A 20,078-nucleotide genomic window follows, 5' to 3' on the forward strand; every position below is an offset into this window, starting at 1 on the left:
GTCCCTGTCCGGGGCGGCCTGCCGAGGGGGACACCACTCGATGGACTCTGCCGGATCCCGCATGCCCGCGGCCGCCCGCACCGCGGCCCTCGCCGCCGCCGCGCTCCTGGCCACGGTGGTCCCGTCGGCCGTGGCGAGCGGCGCCGAGCCCGTCCCGCGGATCGATCTGACCGTCCTCGTCCTCGACGACGGCGGCAGCGCGGTCGAGGCGATCACCTCCGAACTGCGCTCCACGGGTGTGCCGTACCGCCGCGTCGACCTGAACGACTCCCGGCGCCCGGTCATCGACGCCGCCTTCCTCGCCGACTCCTCCGACAGCGCGACCGGCCGCCCCCGGGCCAAGTACCAGGGCGTCGTGCTGCCCCACGAGAGCGCCTTCGGCCCCGACTCGGCCGAACAGGCCGCGCTCGTCGCGTACGAGAAGGCCTTCGGGATCCCGCAGGTCGACGCGTACACCTGGGCCCACCCCGGCGTCGGCCTCGACCACACCCGTGACGGCGGCTACGCGGGCCCCCTCGACGGAGCCGCCGCCTCCGTCACCGCCGCCGGCCGGGCGGGCCCCTTCCGCCACCTCGACGGGCCGGTGACCTTCGAGGACAACGACCCGGCGATCTCGGAGAGTTACGGCTACGCGGGGCGCCCACGGGAAGGCTTCACCAGCTACCTCGACGTGCCCGCCGCGGACGGCGGACGGGCCAGCCTGATCGGCGAGTACGCCCACGACGGGCGCCGCGAACTGGTCGTCACCTTCGCCTACAACCAGTACCAGCGGCAGTTCCGGGTACTGGCCCGCGGCATCGTCGAATGGCTCACCCAGGGCGTCCACCTCGGCCGGAGCCGCAACTATCTCTCCGTGCACGTCGACGACGTCTTCGCGCCGGACGCCCGCTGGGACACCGTGCGCAACTGCACCCCCGGCGACTTCGACTGCGCGGGTGGCGACGGCGAGGGGGGCAACGGCGAGGGGGACAACCCGATCCGGATGACCGCCGCCGACGCCAGGTACGCCGCCGCCTGGCAGAAGGCCGCCGGCTTCACCCTCGACATGGTCTACAACGGCGGCCAGGGCGAGCAGTGGAAGACCGAACACGGCGGCACCGACCCGCTCGCCGCCCAGCTGATCGCCGACCGCGCGCAGTACCGCTGGGTGAACCACACCTACACCCACCCCTTCCTCGGCTGCGTCCAGGACACCACCACCGTCCCCTGGCGGTGCGCGAAGAACGCCGCCGGGACCACCCTGTGGATGAGCCGGAGCGAGATCTCCGCGCAGATCAGGAACAACCACAACTGGGCCGTCGGCAAGGGCCTCTCCGTCGACCGGACCGAACTCGTCACCGGTGAGCACTCCGGCCTGAAGACCCTGCCGCAGCAGCCCACCGACAACCCGAACCTCGCCGGCGCGCTCTCCGACAACGGAGTGACATGGGTGGCGAGCGACAACTCCCGCGAGCCGCAGCAACGTTCCGTCGGCGCCGCGAGGACCGTCCCGCGCCACCCCATGAACGTGTACTACAACGTCGGCACGGCGGCCGAGATGACCGACGAGTACAACTGGATCTACACCTCGCGTGCCGACGGCGGCAGCGGGATCTGCGAGACCGACCCCACCTCCACCTGCCTGCCCGCCCCCCTCGACCCCGCCACCGGCTACGCCTCCCACATCGCGCCGCGTGAGGCCCGCACGGCCCTCTCCCACGTCGTGGCCAACGACCCGCGTCCGCACTACGTCCACCAGTCCAACCTCGCCGAGGAGCGGCTGCTCTATCCCGTCCTCGACCAGGTCCTCGCCGACTACCGCGCCCTCTTCGCCGACAACACGCCGCTGGTCAACCCGCGCCAGCGCGATGTCGGCACGGAGCTGAACCGCCGTACCGCCTGGGACCAGGCCCTCGCGGCCGGCCGGGTCACCGCCTACCGCGTCGGCACCACCGTCACCGTCACCGCCCCCTCCGGCGTGACCGTGCCCATCACCGCCCCCGAGGGCACCCGCAAGCGACTCCTCCTCGGGACGGCGGCCTTCGGGACGCCGTACGCGGGCGCACGCTCCGCCTGGACCGCGCCGGAGGCACTCCAGACCAGCGTCACGCTCACGCTCCCGACCGCCCCGACCACCTGACCGTACGTCCACGGGGGAACGCACATGCCGACCAGCAGGGGGAGCGGTGGCCGTCACGTCACCATGCTCACCGAGGGCACCTATCCACACGTCCACGGGGGCGTGAGCACCTGGTGCGACCAGCTCGTCCGCGGGATGCCGGAGGTCGACTTCGCCGTCCTCGCGCTCACCGGCAGCGGGCGCGAACCGGTCACCTGGGAGCTGCCGCCCAACGTCTACCGCCACACCTCGTTCCCGCTCTGGGGCGCCCCGCGCGGACCGGCCGCCCGCCGGCCCGCGCGGGGCCGTGAGCGGCGCCGCTTCCTCGACACGTACGAGCGTTTCCTGCTCGCGATACTCGACCCCGAGGCGGGCCAAGACTTCGGCGAGGGGCTCTACGCGCTGGCCGAACTCGCCCGCCGCGGACGGCTCACCGCCGCCCTGCGCTCCGAGCGCGCGCTGCGCTCCCTGATGTGGATATGGACCATGCCCCACCTGCCGACGGCGGCGGCCCGGCCCACCGTCCACGACGCGCTGACCGCCACCGACCTGCTGGAACACGCCCTGCGCCCGCTCGCGGCCCGGATCGCCGAGGACAGCGTCGCGCACGCCGTCTCCAGCGGACTCGCCACCCTGCCGGCCCTCGCCGCCCAGCACTTCGAAGGGGCGCCCTTCCTGCTCACCGAACACGGCATCTACCTGCGGGAGCGCTACCTCGGCTACCGCACGGAGGCCCAACGCTGGCCGGTCAAGGCCCTGATGCTCGGCTTCTACCGCGAACTCAACTCGCTCGGCTACCGCAAGGCCGACCTGATCACGCCCTGCAACCAGTACAACCGGCGCTGGGAGGAGCGCGGCGGCGCACCGGTCGACCGCATCCGCACCGTCTACAACGGCGTCGACCCGCGCGCCTTCCCCTACACCGAGGCCGAACCCGACGTCCCCACCCTCAGCTGGGCCGGTCGGATCGACCCCATCAAGGACCTGGAGACCCTGATCCGCGCGTACGCCGTCTCCCGCGCCGAACTCCCCGAGCTGCGGCTGCGGCTGTTCGGGCCGGTCCCGGCCGGCAACGAGGACTACCGCACGCGATTGGAGAAGCTCGCGGCCGAACTGGGCGTCACCGACGGCGTCACCTTCGAGGGCCGGGTCTCCGACGTCTCCCGCGCGTACGCGGCGGGGAACGTCGTGGTCCTCTCCTCGATCAGCGAGGGGTTCCCCTTCTCCCTGATCGAAGCCATGTCCTGCGGCCGGGCGACCGTGTCCACCGACGTGGGCGGGGTACGGGAGGCCGTCGGCGACACCGGCCTGGTCGTCCCGCCCCGCGAACCCGCCGTGATGGCGGCGGCCGTGACCGAACTGCTCCGCGACGGGGAACGGCGGGCGGAGCTGGGCCGCAGGGCCCGGCAGCGGGTCGTCGACCGGTTCACCCTCCACCGCTCGGTGGACGGCTTCCGGCGGATCTACCGCGAACTGGCCGGCCGGCCGGTCGCTCCGGCCCCGGAACCGGAGGACTGGACCGTCCGCCTCACCGACCCCTGGCGCCAGGAACTCGTCGGAGGGGGTTCCCTGTCGTGAGCGGCTCCCTCTGGCTGAAGAACGCCCCCGCCGGCTCCACCCTGCGGGACACACTCCCGGCTGTCCCGCGCCCGAGGGACGGCGGCCGGGCGGGTGACGGAAGCCCGCCACGGGAGAGCGGCCTCCCCACCTCCGGACCACTCCCCGCCGGACCGTCCGCCTCCGGATCGTCCGCCACGGACCGCCTCGCCGCCGACCCGCTCGCTTCTGGACCGCCTGCCGCCGACCCGCTCCCCACCGACCGCCTCGCCGCCGACCCGCTCGACGAACTCGCCGACCGGCTCGACGCGTTGGCGGCCGTCGCCGTCCACCCCGACGAGATAGCCGCGATACTCGAGTCCGACGGCATGACCGACGACCACATCCGCCTCACCTACGGGCGCGACGACTCCTTCGCCCTCGCCGAAGACCTCTACGCGCGCGTGGAGCGCCGCCACCCCGCGCCGCAGGCCCCGCCCGCCGGGCCCTGGCACACCGGCCTCGCCGGCTGTCTGCTGCGCGGCCTCGTCTTCGCCCTGCCCGGGTTCGCCTACGTGCTCGGGGCACCGCTCCTGTCCGGCCCGCCCGGCCCGCACGGGCTGCCCGCCGGAACGGTCCCGCTGCTCGCCGGCGCCGTCACCGGCTGGGTGTGGAACCAGGCCCTCGCCCACCGCGCGTACTCCTGGCTCGGCCTCGGCGACCGGCGCGCCGCCGCCCGCGCGCTGCTCGTCGGAGCACCGGCGGGCGCCCTGGCAGGCGCGACGGTCGCCGCCGTCGCCTGCGTCGCCGTCACCCCCGGCCAGCGGACGGCCGCCGCCTTCGCCGCCGGGCAGTCGCTCTACCTCGCCGCCGCGACCGTCCTGCTCGTCCTCGGCCGCGAACGGGCCCTGCTCGGCGCGCTGCTCCCGCTGGCCGGCGCCGTACCCGCCTTCCGGTACGACCTGCCCGACGCGCTGCGCGTCACGCTGCTGCTCACCTCGCTCACCGCGAGCGTCGCCTTCGCGGCGGTCGTCCTGCGGCCGGGACTCGCGCCCCGGCCCCGGTCCGCCCGGGGCCGGTCGGGACCACGGCTCGTCTCCTCACTCCCGTACGGCCTGTTCGGCCTCGGCACCGGACTGCTCGTGCTGTACGCGGGCGGGGGCGACGTCCTGGCCACCGGCGCCGGGTCCGTGGTCGCGCTGACCCTCTCCATGGGACCGGCCGAGTGGCTGCTCCACTGCTTCCGGAGCGAGAGCCTGGCCGGACTGCGCACCCTGACCACGTCCCGCGCGTTCGCCCGCGCGACCGCCTGGACCCTCGCCCTCTGCCTCGGCGGCTACCTCGCGATCCTGCTCGCGCTGGCCACGACCGGCACCCTGCTGTGGCCGGAAGCCCCCCGGCCGAGCGGCGAACGGCTCGTGTCCCTCCTCCTCGTCGGCGTCGTGCTCTGGCTCGGCCTGCTCCTCCAGGCCTTCGGCGCGGTCCGCGTCGCCGCCCCGGTGTGCGTGCTCGCCGCCGCGGCCCAGATCCTGGCCCCGACGGCGGGCTCCGCCGCCGCCGGGGGAGCGGCGGCCGTCCTCGCCGTCCTCACCTGCGCCCTTCTCGTACGACCGACCGCCCACAGAGCCTGAGGACCGGAACCGTGAACCCCTGCCTGCTGGTCCCCTTCTACGAGCACCCGGCCGACCGGCCCGAGGACTGGGCGGCGGTCATCGGGGCCGCGCCCTCCCTCTACGGAGTCGTGCTCAACCCCGCCAACGGCGCCGGGGAGCGCCCCGATCCCGCCTTCGCCGCCGTCGCCGAGCGGCTCAGGGCCGCGGGCGTGCGCGTCCTCGGCTACACCGACACCGCCTACGGCCGCCGCCCGCAGGCGGAGGTCGTCGCCGACCTGCTCCGCCACCGCGACTGGTACGGGGCCGACGGGGCCTTCCTCGACCAGGTGGCGACCGCGCCCGACGCCCTCGCCCACTATCGCCGTATCGGCGTCGCCGCCCGCGCCGCCGGGGCCCGTACGGTGGTCCTCAACCACGGCGCCCACCCCGACCCCGGCTACGCCCCGCTCGCCGACCTGCTGGTCACCTTCGAGGGCCCCTGGGACTCCTACCGCACCCTCGACCTGCCCGTCGCCGACCACTACTGCCACCTCGTCTACGCCGCCCCGCCCGACGCCCGCCCGGCCACCCGCGTCCACTGCGCCGTCCCCGGCACCGGTGCCCACCCGTGGGGCACGCTCCCGCACACCCTGGAGCCCGCCCGATGAGACGCCCCCTCGCCCCCCTCGCCCCCCTGACCCTGCTCCTGTTCCTGCTGCTGCTCGCGGGGTGCACGACCGCGCCGCCGCGCGACGACCGCTCGGCCGCCCGCTGGCAGCCGAAGCCCGGCCTCACCTGGCAGTGGCAGCTCAGCGGGCGCCTCGACCCCTCCCTTGACGTCCCCGTCTACGACATCGACGGCTTCGACCACCCGGCCTCCACCGTGGAGGCCCTGCACGCGCGCGGCCGCAAGGTGATCTGCTACCTCTCCACCGGCGCCTGGGAGGACTTCCGCCCCGACGCGGCCGAGTTCCCCCGCGCCCTGCTCGGCGAGGGCAACGGCTGGGAGGGCGAACGCTGGCTCGACATCCGCCGCACCGACGTCCTCGGCCCCCTGATGGCGGCCCGCCTCGACATGTGCCGCGCCAAGGGCTTCGACGCCGTCGAACCCGACAACATGGACGGCTACCGCAACCGCACCGGCTTCCCCCTCACCGCCGCCGACCAGCTCCGCTACAACCGCCTGATCGCGACCCTGGCCCACGACCGCGGCCTCGCGGTCGGCCTGAAGAACAACCTGGACCAAATCCCGCAGCTCGTCGACGACTTCGACTTCGCGGTCAACGAGCAGTGCGCCCAGTACGACGAGTGCGAGCTTCTGACCCCGTTCGTGCGGGCGGACAAGGCGGTCTTCCACGTCGAGTACGAGCTGGACGTACGGGAGTTCTGCCCGCGGGCGCGGAAGCTGGGCCTCAGTTCGATGCGGAAGAAGTACGAACTGGACGCCTGGCGCGTGCCCTGCTGAGGGGTCAGCCCAGGGTCAGGGCCACCAGCGCCACCGTTCCCGCCACTTCCTCCACCGCCCCGAAGACGTCCCCCGTCACCCCGCCGAACCTCCGCACGCAGCGCCGCAGCAGCAGCGCCGCCACGCCGAGGGCGGCCACCGCCGCCAGGACGTGACGGATCGCGTCGTACGGGGAGAAGAGGGCGCCCGCGACCGCGCACAGGAGCAGGACGCTCCCGGTCACCAGCGCCGCCGAGCGGGGCGGGACCGTCGAGGCGACCATCGCGCCGAGACCCTCCGGGCGGGCCGCCGGGACGCCGTGGCGGGAGGCGTGGGTCAGGGCGAGGCGTGCGACGGTCGCGGCGAGGGCGGCGGCGACCGCGCCGTGCGCCCAGCCCTCCCCGTACAGCCGGTGGAGGGCCGCGACCTGCGCGAGCAGGACGAAGAGCAGCACGATGACACCGAACGGGCCGATGTCCGACTGCTTCATGATCCGCAGCGCGTCCGCCGCGGGCTTCGCGCTGCCGAGGCCGTCCGCCGTGTCCGCGAGCCCGTCCAGGTGCAGGCCGCGGGTCATCAGCGCCGGAACCGCCGCCGTGGCCACCGCCGCGAGCAGCGGCCCCGAGCCGAGGAGCAGCAGGACCCCGCCGAGCGCGGCCGAGAAGAGGCCCACGACGAGACCCGCGAGCGGGGCCCAGAGCATGCCCGCGCGCGCCGCGTCCCGGTCCCAGCGGGTGATGCGGGCGGGAAGCACGGTGAGGGTGCCGAAGGCGAAACGCAGGCCGTCCATCCGGGCAGGGTAAGGCAGAGCCCATTCTTGTAAATTGCCCTTGTCGCGCATAACGCGCATATCGGAAGCAGGTGGCATGGGTCACTGGTTCGCCCGCAACATCGTCGAGCCCGGGAAGCTCCCGCTGCTCGTCGCACTCGCCTCCTTCGTGGTGACCTTCCTGGTCACGCGGGTGATCACCCGTCTGATCCGGGCCGGTAAAGGGCCGTTCGGCAACGTCTCCCCCGGGGGCCTCCACATCCACCACGTGGTCCCCGGCGTCGTCCTGGCCGTCCTCGGCGGTTTCGGCGCCGTCGCCGCCGGCCGGTACGGCGCCGCCGCCGTGGTCTTCGCGGTGCTCTTCGGCATCGGGGCGGGGCTCGTCCTCGACGAGTTCGCGCTGATCCTCCACCTCGACGACGTGTACTGGAGCGATCAGGGGCGCAAGAGCGTCGAGGTGGTCGTCCTGACCGCCGCCCTGGTGATGCTCGTCCTCGGCGGCTTCTCGCCCCTCGGCGTCGACGACGTCACCGACGAGGAGCGCCAGGACCGCGCCGCCTTCATCGTCACCCTCGTGGTCAACTTCCTCTTCGTCCTCGTCACGCTGGTGAAGGGGAAGTACCGGCTGGCCGTCATCGGCACGCTCGTGCCCTTCGTGGCGATCGTCGGCGCGCTGCGGCTGGCCCGCCCCGGATCCTGGTGGTCCCGCCACGCCTACGCCCGGCGCCCGAGGGCCCGTGCCCGGTCCCGGCTGCGGACCTACCGGCACGACCGCCGCTGGGACCGGGTCCGCCGCCGGATTCAGGATCTGATCGGCGGCTTCCAGGAGCGGGTCCCGGGCCGCGGCTCCGACCCTTCCTGACGGCGCTCCCGCCACGCGACGGCCGCGACGAGCACCAGCACGGCCGCGATCGCCGCCAGATGCTCCTTGCCGGCCAGGTTGTTCTTGACCATCACCTCCACGACCATCGCGACGACCACGAGCGACCCGGTCCACCAGGCCCGGTGCCGCCAGCAGACGTAGACCGCGAGACCGACCACCGCCGCCGAGGGGCCGGTGTCGACGACCCGGGCGTCCGAGGCCGGGAGCCCGAGCGGGCCGTCCGGCCCGAGCGCGATGCCGACGCGCGCGTACAGCGTCCCCGCGAGCGTCGCCAGATAGGCGAGGGCGAGCGTCCGCCACCGCCCCAGACAGATCTCGGCGATCCCGAACACCAGCAGGATCTGCGCCAGCGCGCCCCACACCGGCAGATCGAGGGCCGGTACGAAGAGCGAGAGCGGGGTCCGCAGCAGCGCGAGCCACAGCGGGTCCTCGGCCCGTACGGAGCCGAGGTTCTGCACGGGCTGATAGCCCCAGTCCTGGTTCTGCGTGATCTGGAAGAGCGAGGTGAGACAGACGGCGGTCAGCGTCATCGGGACCGCCCGCCACCCCCTGGCGGCGAGCGCCGTCCGTACGGCGGCGTACAGCGACCCCCACTCGCGGCGGGCGAACGCCCGGACGGAGGAGCTCACCGCCTGCCCTCCAGATGCTTGCGGTGCAGCCACTTCGGCAGCCCCGGGGCTTCCAGGAAGCCCTCGGCGCGGCCCGCGGCGAGGCCGATGCGCAACAGATCGGCGCTCTTCTCGAAGAGCATGAAACGGGGCTCCCAGATCGGTCGGTACTTGGCGTTGGCGCGGTACAGCGACTCGATCTGCCACCAGCGGGAGAAGAAGCCGAGCAGTGAACGCCACATGCGCAGCACCGGTCCCGCCCCGAGCTTCGAGCCACGCTCGAAGACGGAGCGGAACATCGCGAAGTTCAGTGAGACCCGCGTGACGCCGATCTCCTCGGCGCGCTGGAGGAGTTCGATGACCATGAACTCCGTCAGGCCGTTCTCGGCGTCCCGGTCACGGCGCATCAGGTCCAGCGAGAGCCCCTTCGGGCCCCAGGGGACGAAGGAGAGCAGCGCCCGCAGTTCCCCGGTCCCTTCCCCGTCGCCGCCGTCCCTGCACTCCAGCATCACGCAGCGGCCGTCGCGGGGGTCGCCGAGCCGCCCGAGCGCCATCGAGAAGCCCCGCTCGGTGGCCCCGTCGCGCCAGTCGTCGGCCTTGCGGAGCAGTTCGTCCATCTCCTCGGCCGGGATGTCCGCGTGGCGCCGGATCCGCACCTCGTACCCGGCCCGCCTGACCCGGTTGTACGCCTGCCGGACCGTGCGCATGGCGCGGCCCTCCAGCGAGAAGTCGGCGGTCTCCACGATCGCCTCGTCGCCCAGCTCCAGGGCGTCCAGGCCGTGCCGGGCGTAGATCATGCCGGCCTCCTCGCTCGCGCCCATCACGGCCGGGATCCAGCCGTGTTCGCGGGCCTCGGCCAGCCACGGCTCGATCGCCCCGGGCCAGGCCTCCGGGTCGCCGATCGGGTCGCCGGAGGCGAGCGAGACCCCGCCCACGACCCGGTAGGCGACGGCGGCCTTCCCGCTCGGGGACCACACCACGCTCTTCTCACGGCGCAGCGCGAAGTAGCCGAGCGAGTCGCGGTCGCCGTACTTGTCGAGCAGCGTCCGCAGCTTGTCCTCGTCCTCCTCGGTCAGCGGGTCGACGGCCCGGCGGGAGCGGAAGGCGGCGTAGAGCACGGCGATCAGCAGGAGGGTCGACAGGACGTTGATGGTGACGTCGACCCAGCCGGGCGGCGCGATGCCGTCGAAACCGGAGCCGTCGGAGGCCAGCGTGACCAGCCGCATCACGCCGTACCTCCAGCGCTCCAGGAAGGTGGAGGTGCCGGGGGAGGTGTCGGTGACGGTGACCAGGCCGGCGGCGAGCAGTGAGGTGACGAGGAGTCCGCCGACGGCGACCACGGTGGCGAGCAGCGGGTTGGAGCGGTCGCCCTTCGCGTAGAACTCCCTGCGGCCGAGCAGCAGCGCGAGGACGAACGCGGCGGTCAGGCCGAGGGAGACCCAGTTCTGGGCGTGCCGGCGGATCTCCGGGAAGACCATCGCGAAGGCGAGGAGCAGGAGGAAGAGCCCGCTCAGCACCATGTTGAGGATCCACGCGGCCCGCTTGCGACGGCGCATCGTGATCGCCAGGAAGAGCGTGAAGGCGCCCGAGGCGAACCCGGCGGTCAGCAGGTACGGAGTGAAGTAGTCGTCCGTGTTGTGCCGGCGGAGGTCCTGGCCGAACGAGACCCAGACGGCGCCCAGGAAATTGAGGAACGTGACGGCGCGCAGGTACCAGACGGCGAACGCCGCGCCGCGCCGCGAGCGGACGGTGCCCCCGGGCGCTCCTTCGGTGGACAAACGGACTTCTCCCATGAAAAGCGATCATATGGGGGCATATGAGGCATCGCTTCTCGCGGCGGAGCGCCGGAGACGACCACCCGCGCGTGACGGAGGCCGCGTCCGGCGCCGTGATCCCTCTCAGCCCACCTCGTCCGGGGAGCTCTCCGAAACGGTCGGCTGCTCGGGCAGCTGAGCCGGCTCCGGCTGTTCCGGCCGTTCCGACTGCTCCGGCCGTTCCGGCAGCTCCGCGGCCAGTGCGGCCGCGGCCTGGACGAGGGGCAGCGCGAGCAACGCCCCGGTGCCCTCCCCCACAGTGACGCCGTGATCGAGCAGCGGGTTGAGCGCCATCCGGTCCAGCGCCTTCGCCTGCGCCGGCTCGCCGCTCACCTGCCCCGCCAACCACCAGTCCGGCGCCCGGAACGCCGCCCGCTGCGCCACGAGCGCGCAGGCCGCCCCCACCACACCGTCCAGGATCACCGGCGTCCGCCGCACCGCGCTCTGCAGCAGGAACCCGGTCATCGCCGCCAGATCCGCCCCGCCGACCGCCGCCAGCAGCTCCACCTGGTCGCCCAGGACCGGCCGGGCACGCCGCAGCGCGTCCCGGACCGCCGCGCACTTGCGCATCCACGCCAGATCGTCGATCCCCGCCCCGCCGCGGCCGGTCACCACCGAGGCGTCCGTCCCGCACAGCGCGGCGATCAGCGTGCACGCCGGGGTCGTGCCGCCGACGCTCAGATCGCCCAGGACGACCAGATCGGTCCCCGAGTCGGCCTCCTCGTCGGCGATCGCCATACCGAGCCGGATCGCCGCCTCGGTCTCCTCGGTGCTCAGGGCGTTCTCGAGGTCGATCCGGCCGCTGCCGCGCCGCACCCGGTGCCGGACCACCTCGGCGGGCAGCAGCTCCGGGTCGCAGTCCAGGCCCGCGTCCACCACCCGCACCGGTACGTTCGCGGCGCGGGCGAGCACCGCCACCGGGCTCGCCCCGTCGAGCACCGCGCGGACCAGCTCGTACGCGGTTCCCGCCGGGCGGCCGGACACCCCGAGCGAGGCCACCCCGTGGTCGCCGGCGAAGAGCACCACCCGCGGCTGTTCGATCGCGTGGACCTTCACCGAACCCTGCGCGGCCGACAGCCACTCGCCCAGCTCGTCGAGCCGTCCCAGCGCGCCGGGCGGAACGATCAGCCGCTCCCGGCGTTCCTCGGCGTCACGCCGTACCCCGCCGTCGGGGCGCTCGATCAGATCGGAGAAGTCGTCCAGGTTCAAGGGTCCGCCTCGTGACGTCATCGGTGGTCGTCCGGGTGCGGGCACGAGGACCGCGCGGGCCGCGCGAGCCGTGTCACCCACGTGGTCTCGAACAGTACCGCCCGCCCCCGCCGCTCACCGAAGGACCAGAGCCTGCCCGGCCACCACGAGCAGCACCTGCTCGCACTCGTCCCCGAACGCCGAGTTCAGCCGCCCCAGCTCGTCCCGGAAGCGCCGCCCGGACGCGGTCGCCGGCACGACCCCCGAGCCGACCTCGTTGGTGACGGCGACGACCGTCCGGGGCGTGGCCCGGACCGCCGCCACCAGCTCGGCGGTCCGCTCGCGGAGCGCCTCCTGGCCGCCGTTCGCCCACCGCTCGTCGTCCCAGGCCCCGGCCCGGTCCATCGCGTCCGTCAGCCACAGCGACAGACAGTCGATCAGCAGCGCGGGGCCGTCCTGCCGGAGCAGGGGTACGAGATCGCAGGTCTCGGCCGTACGCCAGGAGCCGGGCCGCCGCTCCCGGTGCAGGCGCACCCGGTCCGACCACTCCCGATCGCCCTCCCGGTTCCCGCCCGTCGCCACGTACAGCACCTCGGGGAAGGCCTCCAGGCGCCGCTCGGCCTCCACCGACTTGCCCGAGCGGGCGCCGCCCGTCACCAGCGTGCGGCGCGGCACGTCGGGCACCTCGTGGTACTCGCCGACGTACAGGGTCGTGCCGTCCGGCACCGCGCGCGCCCCGGCGGCCGCGAGCCGCCGGTCCAGCTCGCGCCCGTTCGGCACGTCGTGGTCCAGATGGACGGCGATCACATCGGTGGTCGCCCCGACCGCCCCGGTCGCCCGCAGCCGGGCCAGCCCGTCGGGGCGGGCCGTCACATCCGCGACCACCATGTCGTACGGACGGAGGTGCTCCTCGGGCAGACCGGCGACGGCGCCGCCGGGCGGCAGATAGAGGAGACGCTCACCGTCCAAGGACGTCACCTCGTACCCCGTACCGGGGGAGTCCATCGACACCGCCCGCACCCGGTGACCGCTGATCAGCGTCAACTCCCGGCCGTCCGGCACCCGCCCCGCGGCCGGCAGCCCGGCCGGCACCTCGACGGCCGGCCCGTCGTGCGGGTGGGTGAGCAGCACCTGCCGTACGCCCACGAGCGAGTGCCCCGACCGGGCGGCGGCCAGCGCGGCGCCCGGGGTCAGGTCGAGCAGCAGCGCCCCGTCCACGAGCAGCGCGGTGGCGGCCCGTGCCCGGGTGCCGCGGGCGGTCGCGCACACGGCGCAGGGGCAGTCGGGGCGGGGGAGCCCGAGGGGGGCGCCGGTGCCGAGCAGAGTCAGTTCCACGCACCGATCCTCCCGCGTCACCGCGAGGGGTGCGCGCCCGGCTACGCTGCGGGCAGGAAACCGATCATCCGGTGAGCCCTCAGGAGGCGGTCATGGCATGGACGTGGCGGTTCGAGAAGTCCGACGGCACGGAGGTCCAGCCGGCGGTGGTGCCGGAGGAGTTCCCGACCCAGGGTGACGCCGAATCCTGGATCGGCGAGTACTGGAAGGACCTCCTGGAGGGAGGCGCGGACCAGGTCGTCCTGTCGGAGGACGGCACGAAGATCTACGGCCCGATGCCTTTGAACGCGGAGGCGTAGGCCCACCAGCGCGGCGATCCCGCCGACCAGGCCCGGCCCACGGGCCTGGCCAGGGGTTGCCGTCCCGCACGGCGGAACGGCAGCCCCCCCAGCCCAAGGGGGGCCTGTCCCGTTCGGCGGAACGCCTGCCCGCCCACCGGCGCTGCGCGTCCCCCTCGGCGGAACGGCAGTTACACGCCCCACCGGAGGGCCCGTCCCGCTCGGCGGAATGCCTGCCCCGGCCACCGGGGGCGCCCGGGAGCACCTCGCGCCACGGGGTCACGCCCGGGTCCGGGGCCCGGGGCCACGTCTGCCCGAGGCGCGCCCCCGGCCACGTTCACATCTCGCCCAGGGTCACGTCCGTCCTGGCCTCCCGGCCGCCCCGTTCGTACACCACCGTCACCCTGTCCCCGGGGGCGCGTGAGGCGAGGGCCTCCGCCAGGGAGGTGATCGTCGTGACGGGGGTGTCGGCGAGACGGGTGATCACGTCGCCCGGGCGGAGCCCCGCCCTCGCCGCGGCCCCGTCCGGCTGCGCCTCGACCACCGCGACCCCCGCCGGCTCGTAGTTCTCGTCGAGGACGGTCCGGCCGACGATGTCCAGGGCCGCCCGGCCCGAGTCGGTGACCCTGCCGTGGCGGATGATCTGGTCCGCGACGGTCCGCACCATCGACGCGGGGATCGCGAAGCCGATCCCCGGCGCGGAGCCGCCGCCCAGCTCCGGGTTGGTGGCCGCCAGCGTGGGGATGCCGATGACCTCGCTGTCCAGGTTGACCAGCGCGCCCCCGCTGTTGCCCGGGTTGATCGGGGCCGACGTCTGGACCATGTTCCCGAGGGTCGCGCCCGTACCACCCCCGGTGCGGGGCTCACTGACCGTGCGGCCGGTCGCCGAGACGATGCCCTGGGTGACGCTGCCGGACAGGCCGAGGGGCGACCCCATCGCGAGGACGATCTGGCCCATGTCGACCTTGGCGGAGTCGCCGAACCGGGCGGGCTTCAGCCCGTCCGGCGGCGCGTCGAGCCGGATCACGGCGAGGTCCTGCTCGGGGTAGGCCGCCACCAGCTTCGCCGCGAGCGCCTGCTGGCCCGTGGCCGTCGTGACCCTGAAGGCCTCCTGCCTGCCGACCACATGCGCGTTGGTGACGATGTGACCCCGGTCGTCGTAGACCACGCCGGAGCCGAGGCTCTCTCCCGCCTCGATCTGGACGACGGACGGCAGGACGTCCCGGATCACCGCCTGGTAGTCGTCCTGGAGCTCGTTGGCGGCGAGCGGTGCCGCGGCCTGGGTGGGACGCTCCACCTGCCCGGCCACCCCGGGCGTGCAGCCGCCGGCCAGGGCGATGACGACACAGGCCCCGGCGGCCAGGGGCAGGAGAAGGCGTCGAGATGCGTCCATGTCCGGAGTATCGGCCCGCCGTGACCCCCCGGCCCGGTGAAGACACCCGAACAGGGTGGCCGCGACCCGGCGGGAGTCAGCCCTGCATGAGTGGCCGCGACCCGGCGGGAGTCAGCCCTGCACGAGTGGCCCCGGCGGGGGTCGCCCCGAAGAAGGTGGCCGCGCCCGGCGGGAGTCAACCCCGATCAGGGGTGGCCGCGCCCGCCCGCGATCAGCCCCGGACGCCGCAGAGGTGGAGAAGCGCGGCGATCCGGCGGTACGGGTCGGTGCGGCCCGCGCGGTCCTCGGCGGCGAGCAGGCGGTCCAGCTCCTCGGCGGCCGGCAGCCCCAGGTCGCCGGGCAGACCGTCGGTGAAGACCCGCACGCCGTACCAGGCGTGCAGCGGCGCCGCGATCCCCGCCAGCGTGGACGCCAGCGCGTCCAGCCGGTCCGCGCGCACCTTGAACCCGGCCGCGTCCGTGTATGTGTCCGACTCGAAGGCGGCCAGCGCCCCCGTCCAGTCCCCGGCGAGCCCCGGCCGCATGGCCAGCGCCTCGGCGTTCCGTACGACCAGGGACAGCAGACCGCCGGGCGCCAGCATCCGGGCCAGGCCCGCGAGCAGCGCGTCCGGCTCGTCCGCGTACATCAGCACCCCGTGGCAGAGCACCACGTCGAAGCTGCCCGGCAGGAAGTGGACGCCCGTCTCGCGGCCGTCGCCCTCGACGAGCCGGACCCGCTCGCGGATCCCGGCCGGCTCGGTCGCCAGCGACTCACGGGCGGCCTTGAGCAACTCCGGATCGGCCTCCAGGCCGGTCACCGTGTGCCCGGCCCTCGCGAGCCGCAGCGCCTGGGTGCCCTGGCCCATGCCGGCGTCGAGGATCCGCAGCCGCTGCCCCACCGGGTAGCGGCCGGCTATCTGCTCGTCCAGCTGGCGCGCGATCAGCTCCTGGCGGACGGTCTCGCGCACACCGCTGTGCCCGCTCGGCCACGGAGAGACGGCGGGCAGCAGCGGACCGCCGCGGGCGGCGGAGCCGGAGGTGTCCGCGCTCAGGGCCGCTCTCCGCGCTTGACCTGGGGCTTCGGCAGCCGCAGTCGGCGCATCTGGAGCGTACGCATCAGGCCGTAGGCCACGGCGCCCCGCTTCGGCTCGTTCGGGAAGCGCTCGTTCAGCTGCTTCTTCAGCCGGAGCCAGATGCCGATCGAGTCGATGACGATCATCACGATCACACCGAGCCAGAGCAGCAGCGAGATGTTCTGCAGCGCGGGAACCCGGATCATCGACAGCACGAGGATCAGCACGGCCATCGGCAGGAAGAACTCCGCGATGGCGAAGCGCGAGTCGACGAAGTCGCGCACGAAGCGGCGGACCGGTCCCTTGTCACGGGCCGGCAGATAACGCTCGTCACCGCTGGCCAGGGCCTCGCGCTGACGGGCCAGGTCCGCGCGGCGCGCCTCGCGCTGACGCTTGGCGGCCTCCTTGCGGTCGGCGGGAACCGTGGCGGCACGGCGACGCTGGGTCTGGGCCTCACTCCGCTTCGGGGTCGGGCGGCCCTTGGGGGCCTCGGGGTCGCGGGGCTGCTTGGAGAGGTCCGCCGTCACCTTGTCGGTGGGGGCCTTCTCTTCATTCGAACGGCTACGGAACACAAAACCCAAGGGTACGTGGTGGGGCGCATGGACCCCAGTCCGGCCGGGAACGATCCGCTAACGGACGGCGTCCTGAAGGAGGTACGCACGGACGACACGCACGGCTTCCCCGGGATCCGTCTACTCCCTGGGCCTGAGGAGGGCCGTCCGCAGTCGTCCTTGGGGAGGAGCACATCCGGCTCCGAACAGTGCGGTAATGGAGACAGGGCCCGTACTGTGGATCCTGTTGGAGTGCTTGAGCCGAGTCCGTCAGAAGGGGGCGCGCGAAGCCCATGAGCGGTGTCATGAAGCGTATGGGGATGATCTTCCGCGCGAAGGCAAACAAGGCCCTTGACCGGGCCGAGGATCCGCGCGAGACCCTCGATTACTCCTACCAGAAGCAGCTGGAGCTCCTGCAGAAGGTCCGGCGGGGCGTCGCAGACGTGGCGACCTCGCGCAAGCGGCTCGAACTGCAGCTGAACCAGCTCCAGAGCCAGTCCTCGAAGCTGGAGGACCAGGGCCGCAAGGCGCTGGCGCTCGGCCGCGAGGACCTGGCCCGCGAGGCGCTCTCCCGGCGGGCGGCGCTGCAGCAGCAGGTGAGCGACCTCGAGGTGCAGCACCAGACGCTGCAGGGCGAGGAGGAGAAGCTCACGCTGGCCTCGCAGCGGCTCCAGGCCAAGGTCGACGCCTTCCGCACGAAGAAGGAGACGATCAAGGCGACGTACACGGCGGCGCAGGCGCAGACCCGCATCGCCGAGTCCTTCTCGGGCATCTCGGAGGAGATGAGCGACGTCGGCGTGGCGATCCAGCGCGCGGAGGACAAGACGGCCCAGCTGCAGGCCCGGGCCGGCGCGATCGACGAGCTCCTCGCCTCGGGCGCGCTCGACGACCAGTCGGGTCTGGCGAAGGACGACATCCAGGCGGAGCTGGACCGGCTGTCCGGCGGTACGGACGTCGAGCTGGAGCTCCAGCGGATGAAGGCGGAGCTGGCGGGAGGCCCCTCGGCGTCGAAGCAGGCGATCGAGGGCGGCACGGGTACCCCGCAGGACCAGCCCCAGCAGTCCTCGCAGCCCAGGTTCGACAAGCAGTGACAGGCACCGACAAGCGGTAAGGACGGCGCGTCATGATCGTACGGATCATGGGGGAGGGCCAGTGGAAGCTGGCGGACAGTCACTTCGCCGAGCTGAACAAGCTCGACGACGAGCTGCTGGCCGAGATGGAGTCGGGTGACGGCACGGGTTTCCGCCGCACCCTCTCGGCCCTCCTGGACGCGGTCCGCACCCTCGGCGAACCCCTCCCGGACGACGCCCTGGAGCCTTCGGAGCTGATCCTCCCCGCCCCGGAGGCGACCCTGGAAGAGGTCCGCGAGATGCTCTCCGGCGACGGCCTGATCCCGGGCTGACCTCGCACACCGACTCGACACGGCACCGCCGGTGCCCCGCTCCCTTCCCGGTGGGCGGGGCACCGGCGCGTTCCACCCCGTACCGTTGCCGGACGTGACCTCCCTCGACAGCGGGTGTCGCCGGGGCCGGAGCTGGCTGCGGACGCACCCCCTCGCCTTCGACGCCGGGCTCGCCCTCGCCGTACTGGCCTGCATGGTCACCGGGTCCTTCGCCGACCCGCACGGCAGCCGCACCGGCCCCACCTTCGGCGACCGCACCCCCGACGCCACCAGCGTGCTCCTCATGGTCCTCGGCGCCGCCGCCCTCGTCCTGCGCCGCCGCGAACCCCTCGCCGTCCTCGGCCTCACCGGAGCGGTCACCCTCGCCGAGCTGATCGCCGACGAGACCCCCGCCCCCGTCGCCATGAGCGCCGTCGTCGCGCTCTACACCGTCGCCTCCCGCACCGACCGGCCCACCACCTGGCGCGTCGGCCTCGCCACCATGGCCCTCCTGACCGCCGGCGCGATGCTCTTCGGGCCGACGCCCTGGTACGCGCAGGAGAACCTGGGCGTCTTCGCCTGGACCGGCATGGCCGCGGCCGCCGGTGACGCCGTCCGCAGCCGCCGCGCCTTCGTCGACGCCATCCGGGAGCGGGCCGAGCGGGCCGAGCGGACCCGGGAGGAGGAGGCCCGGCGCCGGGTCGCCGAGGAACGCCTCCGCATCGCCCGCGACCTGCACGACGTCGTCGCCCACCACATCGCGCTGGTCAACGTGCAGGCCGGGGTCGCCGCCCACGTCATGGACAAGCGGCCCGACCAGGCCAAGGAGGCGCTCGCGCACGTCCGGGAGGCCAGCCGCTCCGCCCTCAACGAACTGCGGGCCACCGTCGGCCTGCTCCGCCAGTCCGGCGACCCCGAGGCGCCCACCGAGCCGGCCCCCGGCCTCGCCGTCCTCGACGAGCTGCTCGCCACCTTCCGCCACGCGGGCCTCCCGGTGGAGCTGGCCCGCGCCGCCGACGACGCCGGGCTGCCCGCGGCCGTCGACCTCGCCGCGTACCGGATCATCCAGGAGGCGCTCACCAACGTGCGCAAGCACGCGGGGCCGGACGCCAAGGCGGAGGTGAGCGTCGTCCGCGTCGGCCGGACGGTCGAGATCACCGTCCTCGACAACGGCACGCCCCGTGCCGCCGTCGCCACCGAGGACGGCGGCGACGACGACGGCGGCGGCGGGGACGGCCACGGCGGTCACGGGCTGATCGGCATGCGCGAGCGCGTCATCGCCCTCGGCGGCAGCCTCACCGCGGCACCCCGCTACGGCGGCGGCTTCCGCGTCCAGGCGATACTGCCCGCAACGGCCCGTACGGGGGAGGACACATGACCATCCGGGTGCTGCTCGCCGACGACCAGGCCCTGCTCCGCAGCGCCTTCAAGGTGCTCGTGAACTCCGAACCCGACATGGAGGTCGTCGCGGAGGCCGCCGACGGTGCCGAGGCCGTCGCCCTCGCCCGCTCCGAGCGCGCCGACGTCGTCCTCATGGACATCCGGATGCCCGGTACGGACGGGCTCGCCGCCACCCGCATGATCACCGCGGACCCGGAGCTCTCGGCCGTACGGATCGTCATGCTGACCACCTTCGAGGTGGACGAGTACGTCGTGCGGTCGCTCCGCGCCGGTGCCTCCGGCTTTCTCGGAAAAGGCGCGGAACCGGAGGAGCTGCTCAACGCCATCCGGATCGCCGCTGCCGGGGAGGCGCTGCTCTCGCCCGTGGCGACGAAAGGCCTGATCGCCAAGTTCCTCGCCCAGGGCGGGCGTTCGGACACCGAGGACGGCCAGGACGCCCCGGCGTACTCCGAGCGGCTCGGCGCCCTCACCACCCGCGAACGCGAGGTGCTGGTCCTCGTCGGCGGCGGCCTCTCCAACGACGAGATCGCCGAACGCCTCGAAGTCAGCCCGCTCACCGTCAAGACCCACGTCAACCGGACCATGGCCAAGCTCGGCGCCCGCGACCGCGCCCAGCTGGTCGTCACGGCCTACGAGTCGGGACTGGTACGCCCAAGGGTGGAGTGAGGGGCGCCTCCGGCGTACTCCAGACGCGGTATGCGCGGCATAGGGATTGGGACCGGGGGGCGAAGATACGGCCCTTCGCATGGCTGATCG

At 73.8% G+C, this 20,078-nt stretch carries 19 protein-coding genes; 11 read left to right on the forward strand and 8 right to left on the reverse strand.

Annotated elements, in window-relative coordinates:
* Positions 1 to 40: 40 nt before the first annotated feature.
* Genes ACF06X_RS03960 through ACF06X_RS03980 form a run of 5 tightly spaced genes read left to right on the forward strand, consistent with a single transcriptional unit; the run spans position 41 to position 6,691 of the window.
* Positions 41 to 2,119 carry a hypothetical protein gene (locus tag ACF06X_RS03960; RefSeq protein WP_392285569.1) on the forward strand — a complete coding sequence of 693 codons (2,079 nt, stop codon included), beginning with the start codon at positions 41 to 43 and terminating at the stop codon, positions 2,117 to 2,119.
* Between the two features lie 24 nt (positions 2,120 to 2,143).
* Positions 2,144 to 3,676, forward strand: coding sequence for a GT4 family glycosyltransferase PelF (pelF, locus tag ACF06X_RS03965; protein ID WP_392285570.1), 1,533 nt, complete (start codon positions 2,144 to 2,146; stop codon positions 3,674 to 3,676).
* Positions 3,673 to 5,265, forward strand: a complete 1,593-nt coding sequence (locus ACF06X_RS03970; RefSeq protein WP_392285571.1) for a hypothetical protein — start codon at positions 3,673 to 3,675, stop codon at positions 5,263 to 5,265. The genes pelF and ACF06X_RS03970 overlap by 4 nt, the downstream gene beginning before the upstream one ends.
* An 11-nt stretch (positions 5,266 to 5,276) precedes the next feature.
* Positions 5,277 to 5,894 (forward strand): spherulation-specific family 4 protein, encoded by a 618-nt coding sequence (locus ACF06X_RS03975; protein ID WP_392285572.1) that lies wholly within the window; start codon positions 5,277 to 5,279, stop codon positions 5,892 to 5,894.
* Positions 5,891 to 6,691, forward strand: a complete 801-nt coding sequence (locus ACF06X_RS03980; protein WP_392285573.1) for an endo alpha-1,4 polygalactosaminidase — start codon at positions 5,891 to 5,893, stop codon at positions 6,689 to 6,691. Before ACF06X_RS03975 ends, ACF06X_RS03980 begins: the two co-directional genes overlap by 4 nt.
* Before the next feature lie 4 nt (positions 6,692 to 6,695).
* On the opposite strand, the gene cobS is transcribed toward ACF06X_RS03980, so the two are convergent.
* Entirely contained in the window at positions 6,696 to 7,460 is a 765-nt protein-coding gene (cobS, locus tag ACF06X_RS03985) for an adenosylcobinamide-GDP ribazoletransferase (protein WP_392285574.1), read from the reverse strand.
* 76 nt (positions 7,461 to 7,536) lie between these two features.
* Here cobS and ACF06X_RS03990 point away from each other — a divergent pair, with 76 nt between their 5' ends.
* Entirely contained in the window at positions 7,537 to 8,301 is a 765-nt protein-coding gene (locus ACF06X_RS03990; protein WP_392285575.1) for a hypothetical protein, read from the forward strand.
* Here ACF06X_RS03990 and ACF06X_RS03995 read toward each other — a convergent pair.
* The 4 genes from ACF06X_RS03995 to ACF06X_RS04010 all read right to left on the reverse strand — a co-directional run bounded on the left by ACF06X_RS03995 (position 8,241) and on the right by ACF06X_RS04010 (position 13,267).
* Entirely contained in the window at positions 8,241 to 8,951 is a 711-nt protein-coding gene (locus ACF06X_RS03995) for a hypothetical protein (protein WP_392285576.1), read from the reverse strand. The genes ACF06X_RS03990 and ACF06X_RS03995 overlap by 61 nt on opposite strands.
* Positions 8,948 to 10,723 (reverse strand): phosphatidylglycerol lysyltransferase domain-containing protein, encoded by a 1,776-nt coding sequence (locus ACF06X_RS04000; RefSeq protein ID WP_392285577.1) that lies wholly within the window; start codon positions 10,721 to 10,723, stop codon positions 8,948 to 8,950. The genes ACF06X_RS03995 and ACF06X_RS04000 overlap by 4 nt, the downstream gene beginning before the upstream one ends.
* A gap of 105 nt (positions 10,724 to 10,828) precedes the next feature.
* A complete protein-coding gene (gene cobT / locus ACF06X_RS04005) occupies positions 10,829 to 11,953 on the reverse strand; it encodes a nicotinate-nucleotide--dimethylbenzimidazole phosphoribosyltransferase (protein ID WP_392285578.1) in 1,125 nt (374 codons plus the stop codon).
* Between the two features lie 114 nt (positions 11,954 to 12,067).
* Positions 12,068 to 13,267, reverse strand: a complete 1,200-nt coding sequence (locus ACF06X_RS04010; RefSeq protein ID WP_392285579.1) for a bifunctional adenosylcobinamide kinase/adenosylcobinamide-phosphate guanylyltransferase — start codon at positions 13,265 to 13,267, stop codon at positions 12,068 to 12,070.
* A gap of 92 nt (positions 13,268 to 13,359) precedes the next feature.
* On the opposite strand from ACF06X_RS04010, the gene ACF06X_RS04015 reads away from it, so the two are divergent.
* Positions 13,360 to 13,566 carry a hypothetical protein gene (locus tag ACF06X_RS04015; RefSeq protein WP_158986642.1) on the forward strand — a complete coding sequence of 69 codons (207 nt, stop codon included), beginning with the start codon at positions 13,360 to 13,362 and terminating at the stop codon, positions 13,564 to 13,566.
* Positions 13,567 to 13,882: 316 nt separating this feature from the next.
* Here the strand turns inward: ACF06X_RS04015 and ACF06X_RS04020 are convergent, their stop codons facing one another.
* The 3 genes from ACF06X_RS04020 to ACF06X_RS04030 all read right to left on the reverse strand — a co-directional run bounded on the left by ACF06X_RS04020 (position 13,883) and on the right by ACF06X_RS04030 (position 16,561).
* Positions 13,883 to 14,938: a S1C family serine protease gene (locus tag ACF06X_RS04020; RefSeq protein ID WP_392285580.1), complete on the reverse strand. Its 1,056-nt coding sequence runs from the start codon at positions 14,936 to 14,938 to the stop codon at positions 13,883 to 13,885.
* A 211-nt stretch (positions 14,939 to 15,149) separates the two neighbouring features.
* The gene (locus ACF06X_RS04025) at positions 15,150 to 15,884 is read right to left on the reverse strand and encodes a class I SAM-dependent methyltransferase (RefSeq protein WP_392285581.1); all 735 of its coding nucleotides are present in this window, start codon (positions 15,882 to 15,884) and stop codon (positions 15,150 to 15,152) included.
* An 80-nt stretch (positions 15,885 to 15,964) separates the two neighbouring features.
* Entirely contained in the window at positions 15,965 to 16,561 is a 597-nt protein-coding gene (locus tag ACF06X_RS04030) for a DUF3043 domain-containing protein (RefSeq protein ID WP_392285582.1), read from the reverse strand.
* 272 nt (positions 16,562 to 16,833) lie between these two features.
* Between ACF06X_RS04030 and ACF06X_RS04035 the strand changes: the two genes are divergently transcribed.
* The 4 genes from ACF06X_RS04035 (at position 16,834) to ACF06X_RS04050 (ending at position 19,988) form a co-directional block, all read left to right on the forward strand.
* Positions 16,834 to 17,631, forward strand: a complete 798-nt coding sequence (locus ACF06X_RS04035) for a PspA/IM30 family protein (protein ID WP_392285583.1) — start codon at positions 16,834 to 16,836, stop codon at positions 17,629 to 17,631.
* 32 nt (positions 17,632 to 17,663) lie between these two features.
* Positions 17,664 to 17,942 carry a hypothetical protein gene (locus ACF06X_RS04040; protein WP_392285584.1) on the forward strand — a complete coding sequence of 93 codons (279 nt, stop codon included), beginning with the start codon at positions 17,664 to 17,666 and terminating at the stop codon, positions 17,940 to 17,942.
* Between the two features lie 85 nt (positions 17,943 to 18,027).
* The gene (locus ACF06X_RS04045) at positions 18,028 to 19,299 is read left to right on the forward strand and encodes a sensor histidine kinase (RefSeq protein WP_392285585.1); all 1,272 of its coding nucleotides are present in this window, start codon (positions 18,028 to 18,030) and stop codon (positions 19,297 to 19,299) included.
* The gene (locus ACF06X_RS04050; RefSeq protein WP_392285586.1) at positions 19,296 to 19,988 is read left to right on the forward strand and encodes a response regulator; all 693 of its coding nucleotides are present in this window, start codon (positions 19,296 to 19,298) and stop codon (positions 19,986 to 19,988) included. The genes ACF06X_RS04045 and ACF06X_RS04050 overlap by 4 nt, the downstream gene beginning before the upstream one ends.
* Positions 19,989 to 20,078: the final 90 nt, after the last annotated feature.

This window comes from Streptomyces sp. NPDC015346, assembly GCF_043078785.1.
GTDB lineage: Bacteria > Actinomycetota > Actinomycetes > Streptomycetales > Streptomycetaceae > Streptomyces.

Bases quoted from the DNA above. Each gene is read 5' to 3' on its own strand.
- ACF06X_RS04000 (WP_392285577.1), bottom strand. From the start codon at position 10,723: ATGGGAGAAGTCCGTTTGTCCACCGAAGGAGCGCCCGGGGGCACCGTC.
- pelF (WP_392285570.1), top strand. From the start codon at position 2,144: ATGCCGACCAGCAGGGGGAGCGGTGGCCGTCACGTCACCATGCTCACC.
- ACF06X_RS03990 (WP_392285575.1), top strand. From the start codon at position 7,537: ATGGGTCACTGGTTCGCCCGCAACATCGTCGAGCCCGGGAAGCTCCCG.
- ACF06X_RS03980 (WP_392285573.1), top strand. From the start codon at position 5,891: ATGAGACGCCCCCTCGCCCCCCTCGCCCCCCTGACCCTGCTCCTGTTC.
- ACF06X_RS03960 (WP_392285569.1), top strand. From the start codon at position 41: ATGGACTCTGCCGGATCCCGCATGCCCGCGGCCGCCCGCACCGCGGCC.
- cobS (WP_392285574.1), bottom strand. From the start codon at position 7,460: ATGGACGGCCTGCGTTTCGCCTTCGGCACCCTCACCGTGCTTCCCGCC.
- ACF06X_RS04020 (WP_392285580.1), bottom strand. From the start codon at position 14,938: ATGGACGCATCTCGACGCCTTCTCCTGCCCCTGGCCGCCGGGGCCTGT.
- ACF06X_RS04050 (WP_392285586.1), top strand. From the start codon at position 19,296: ATGACCATCCGGGTGCTGCTCGCCGACGACCAGGCCCTGCTCCGCAGC.
- ACF06X_RS04040 (WP_392285584.1), top strand. From the start codon at position 17,664: ATGATCGTACGGATCATGGGGGAGGGCCAGTGGAAGCTGGCGGACAGT.
- ACF06X_RS04035 (WP_392285583.1), top strand. From the start codon at position 16,834: ATGAGCGGTGTCATGAAGCGTATGGGGATGATCTTCCGCGCGAAGGCA.
- ACF06X_RS04015 (WP_158986642.1), top strand. From the start codon at position 13,360: ATGGCATGGACGTGGCGGTTCGAGAAGTCCGACGGCACGGAGGTCCAG.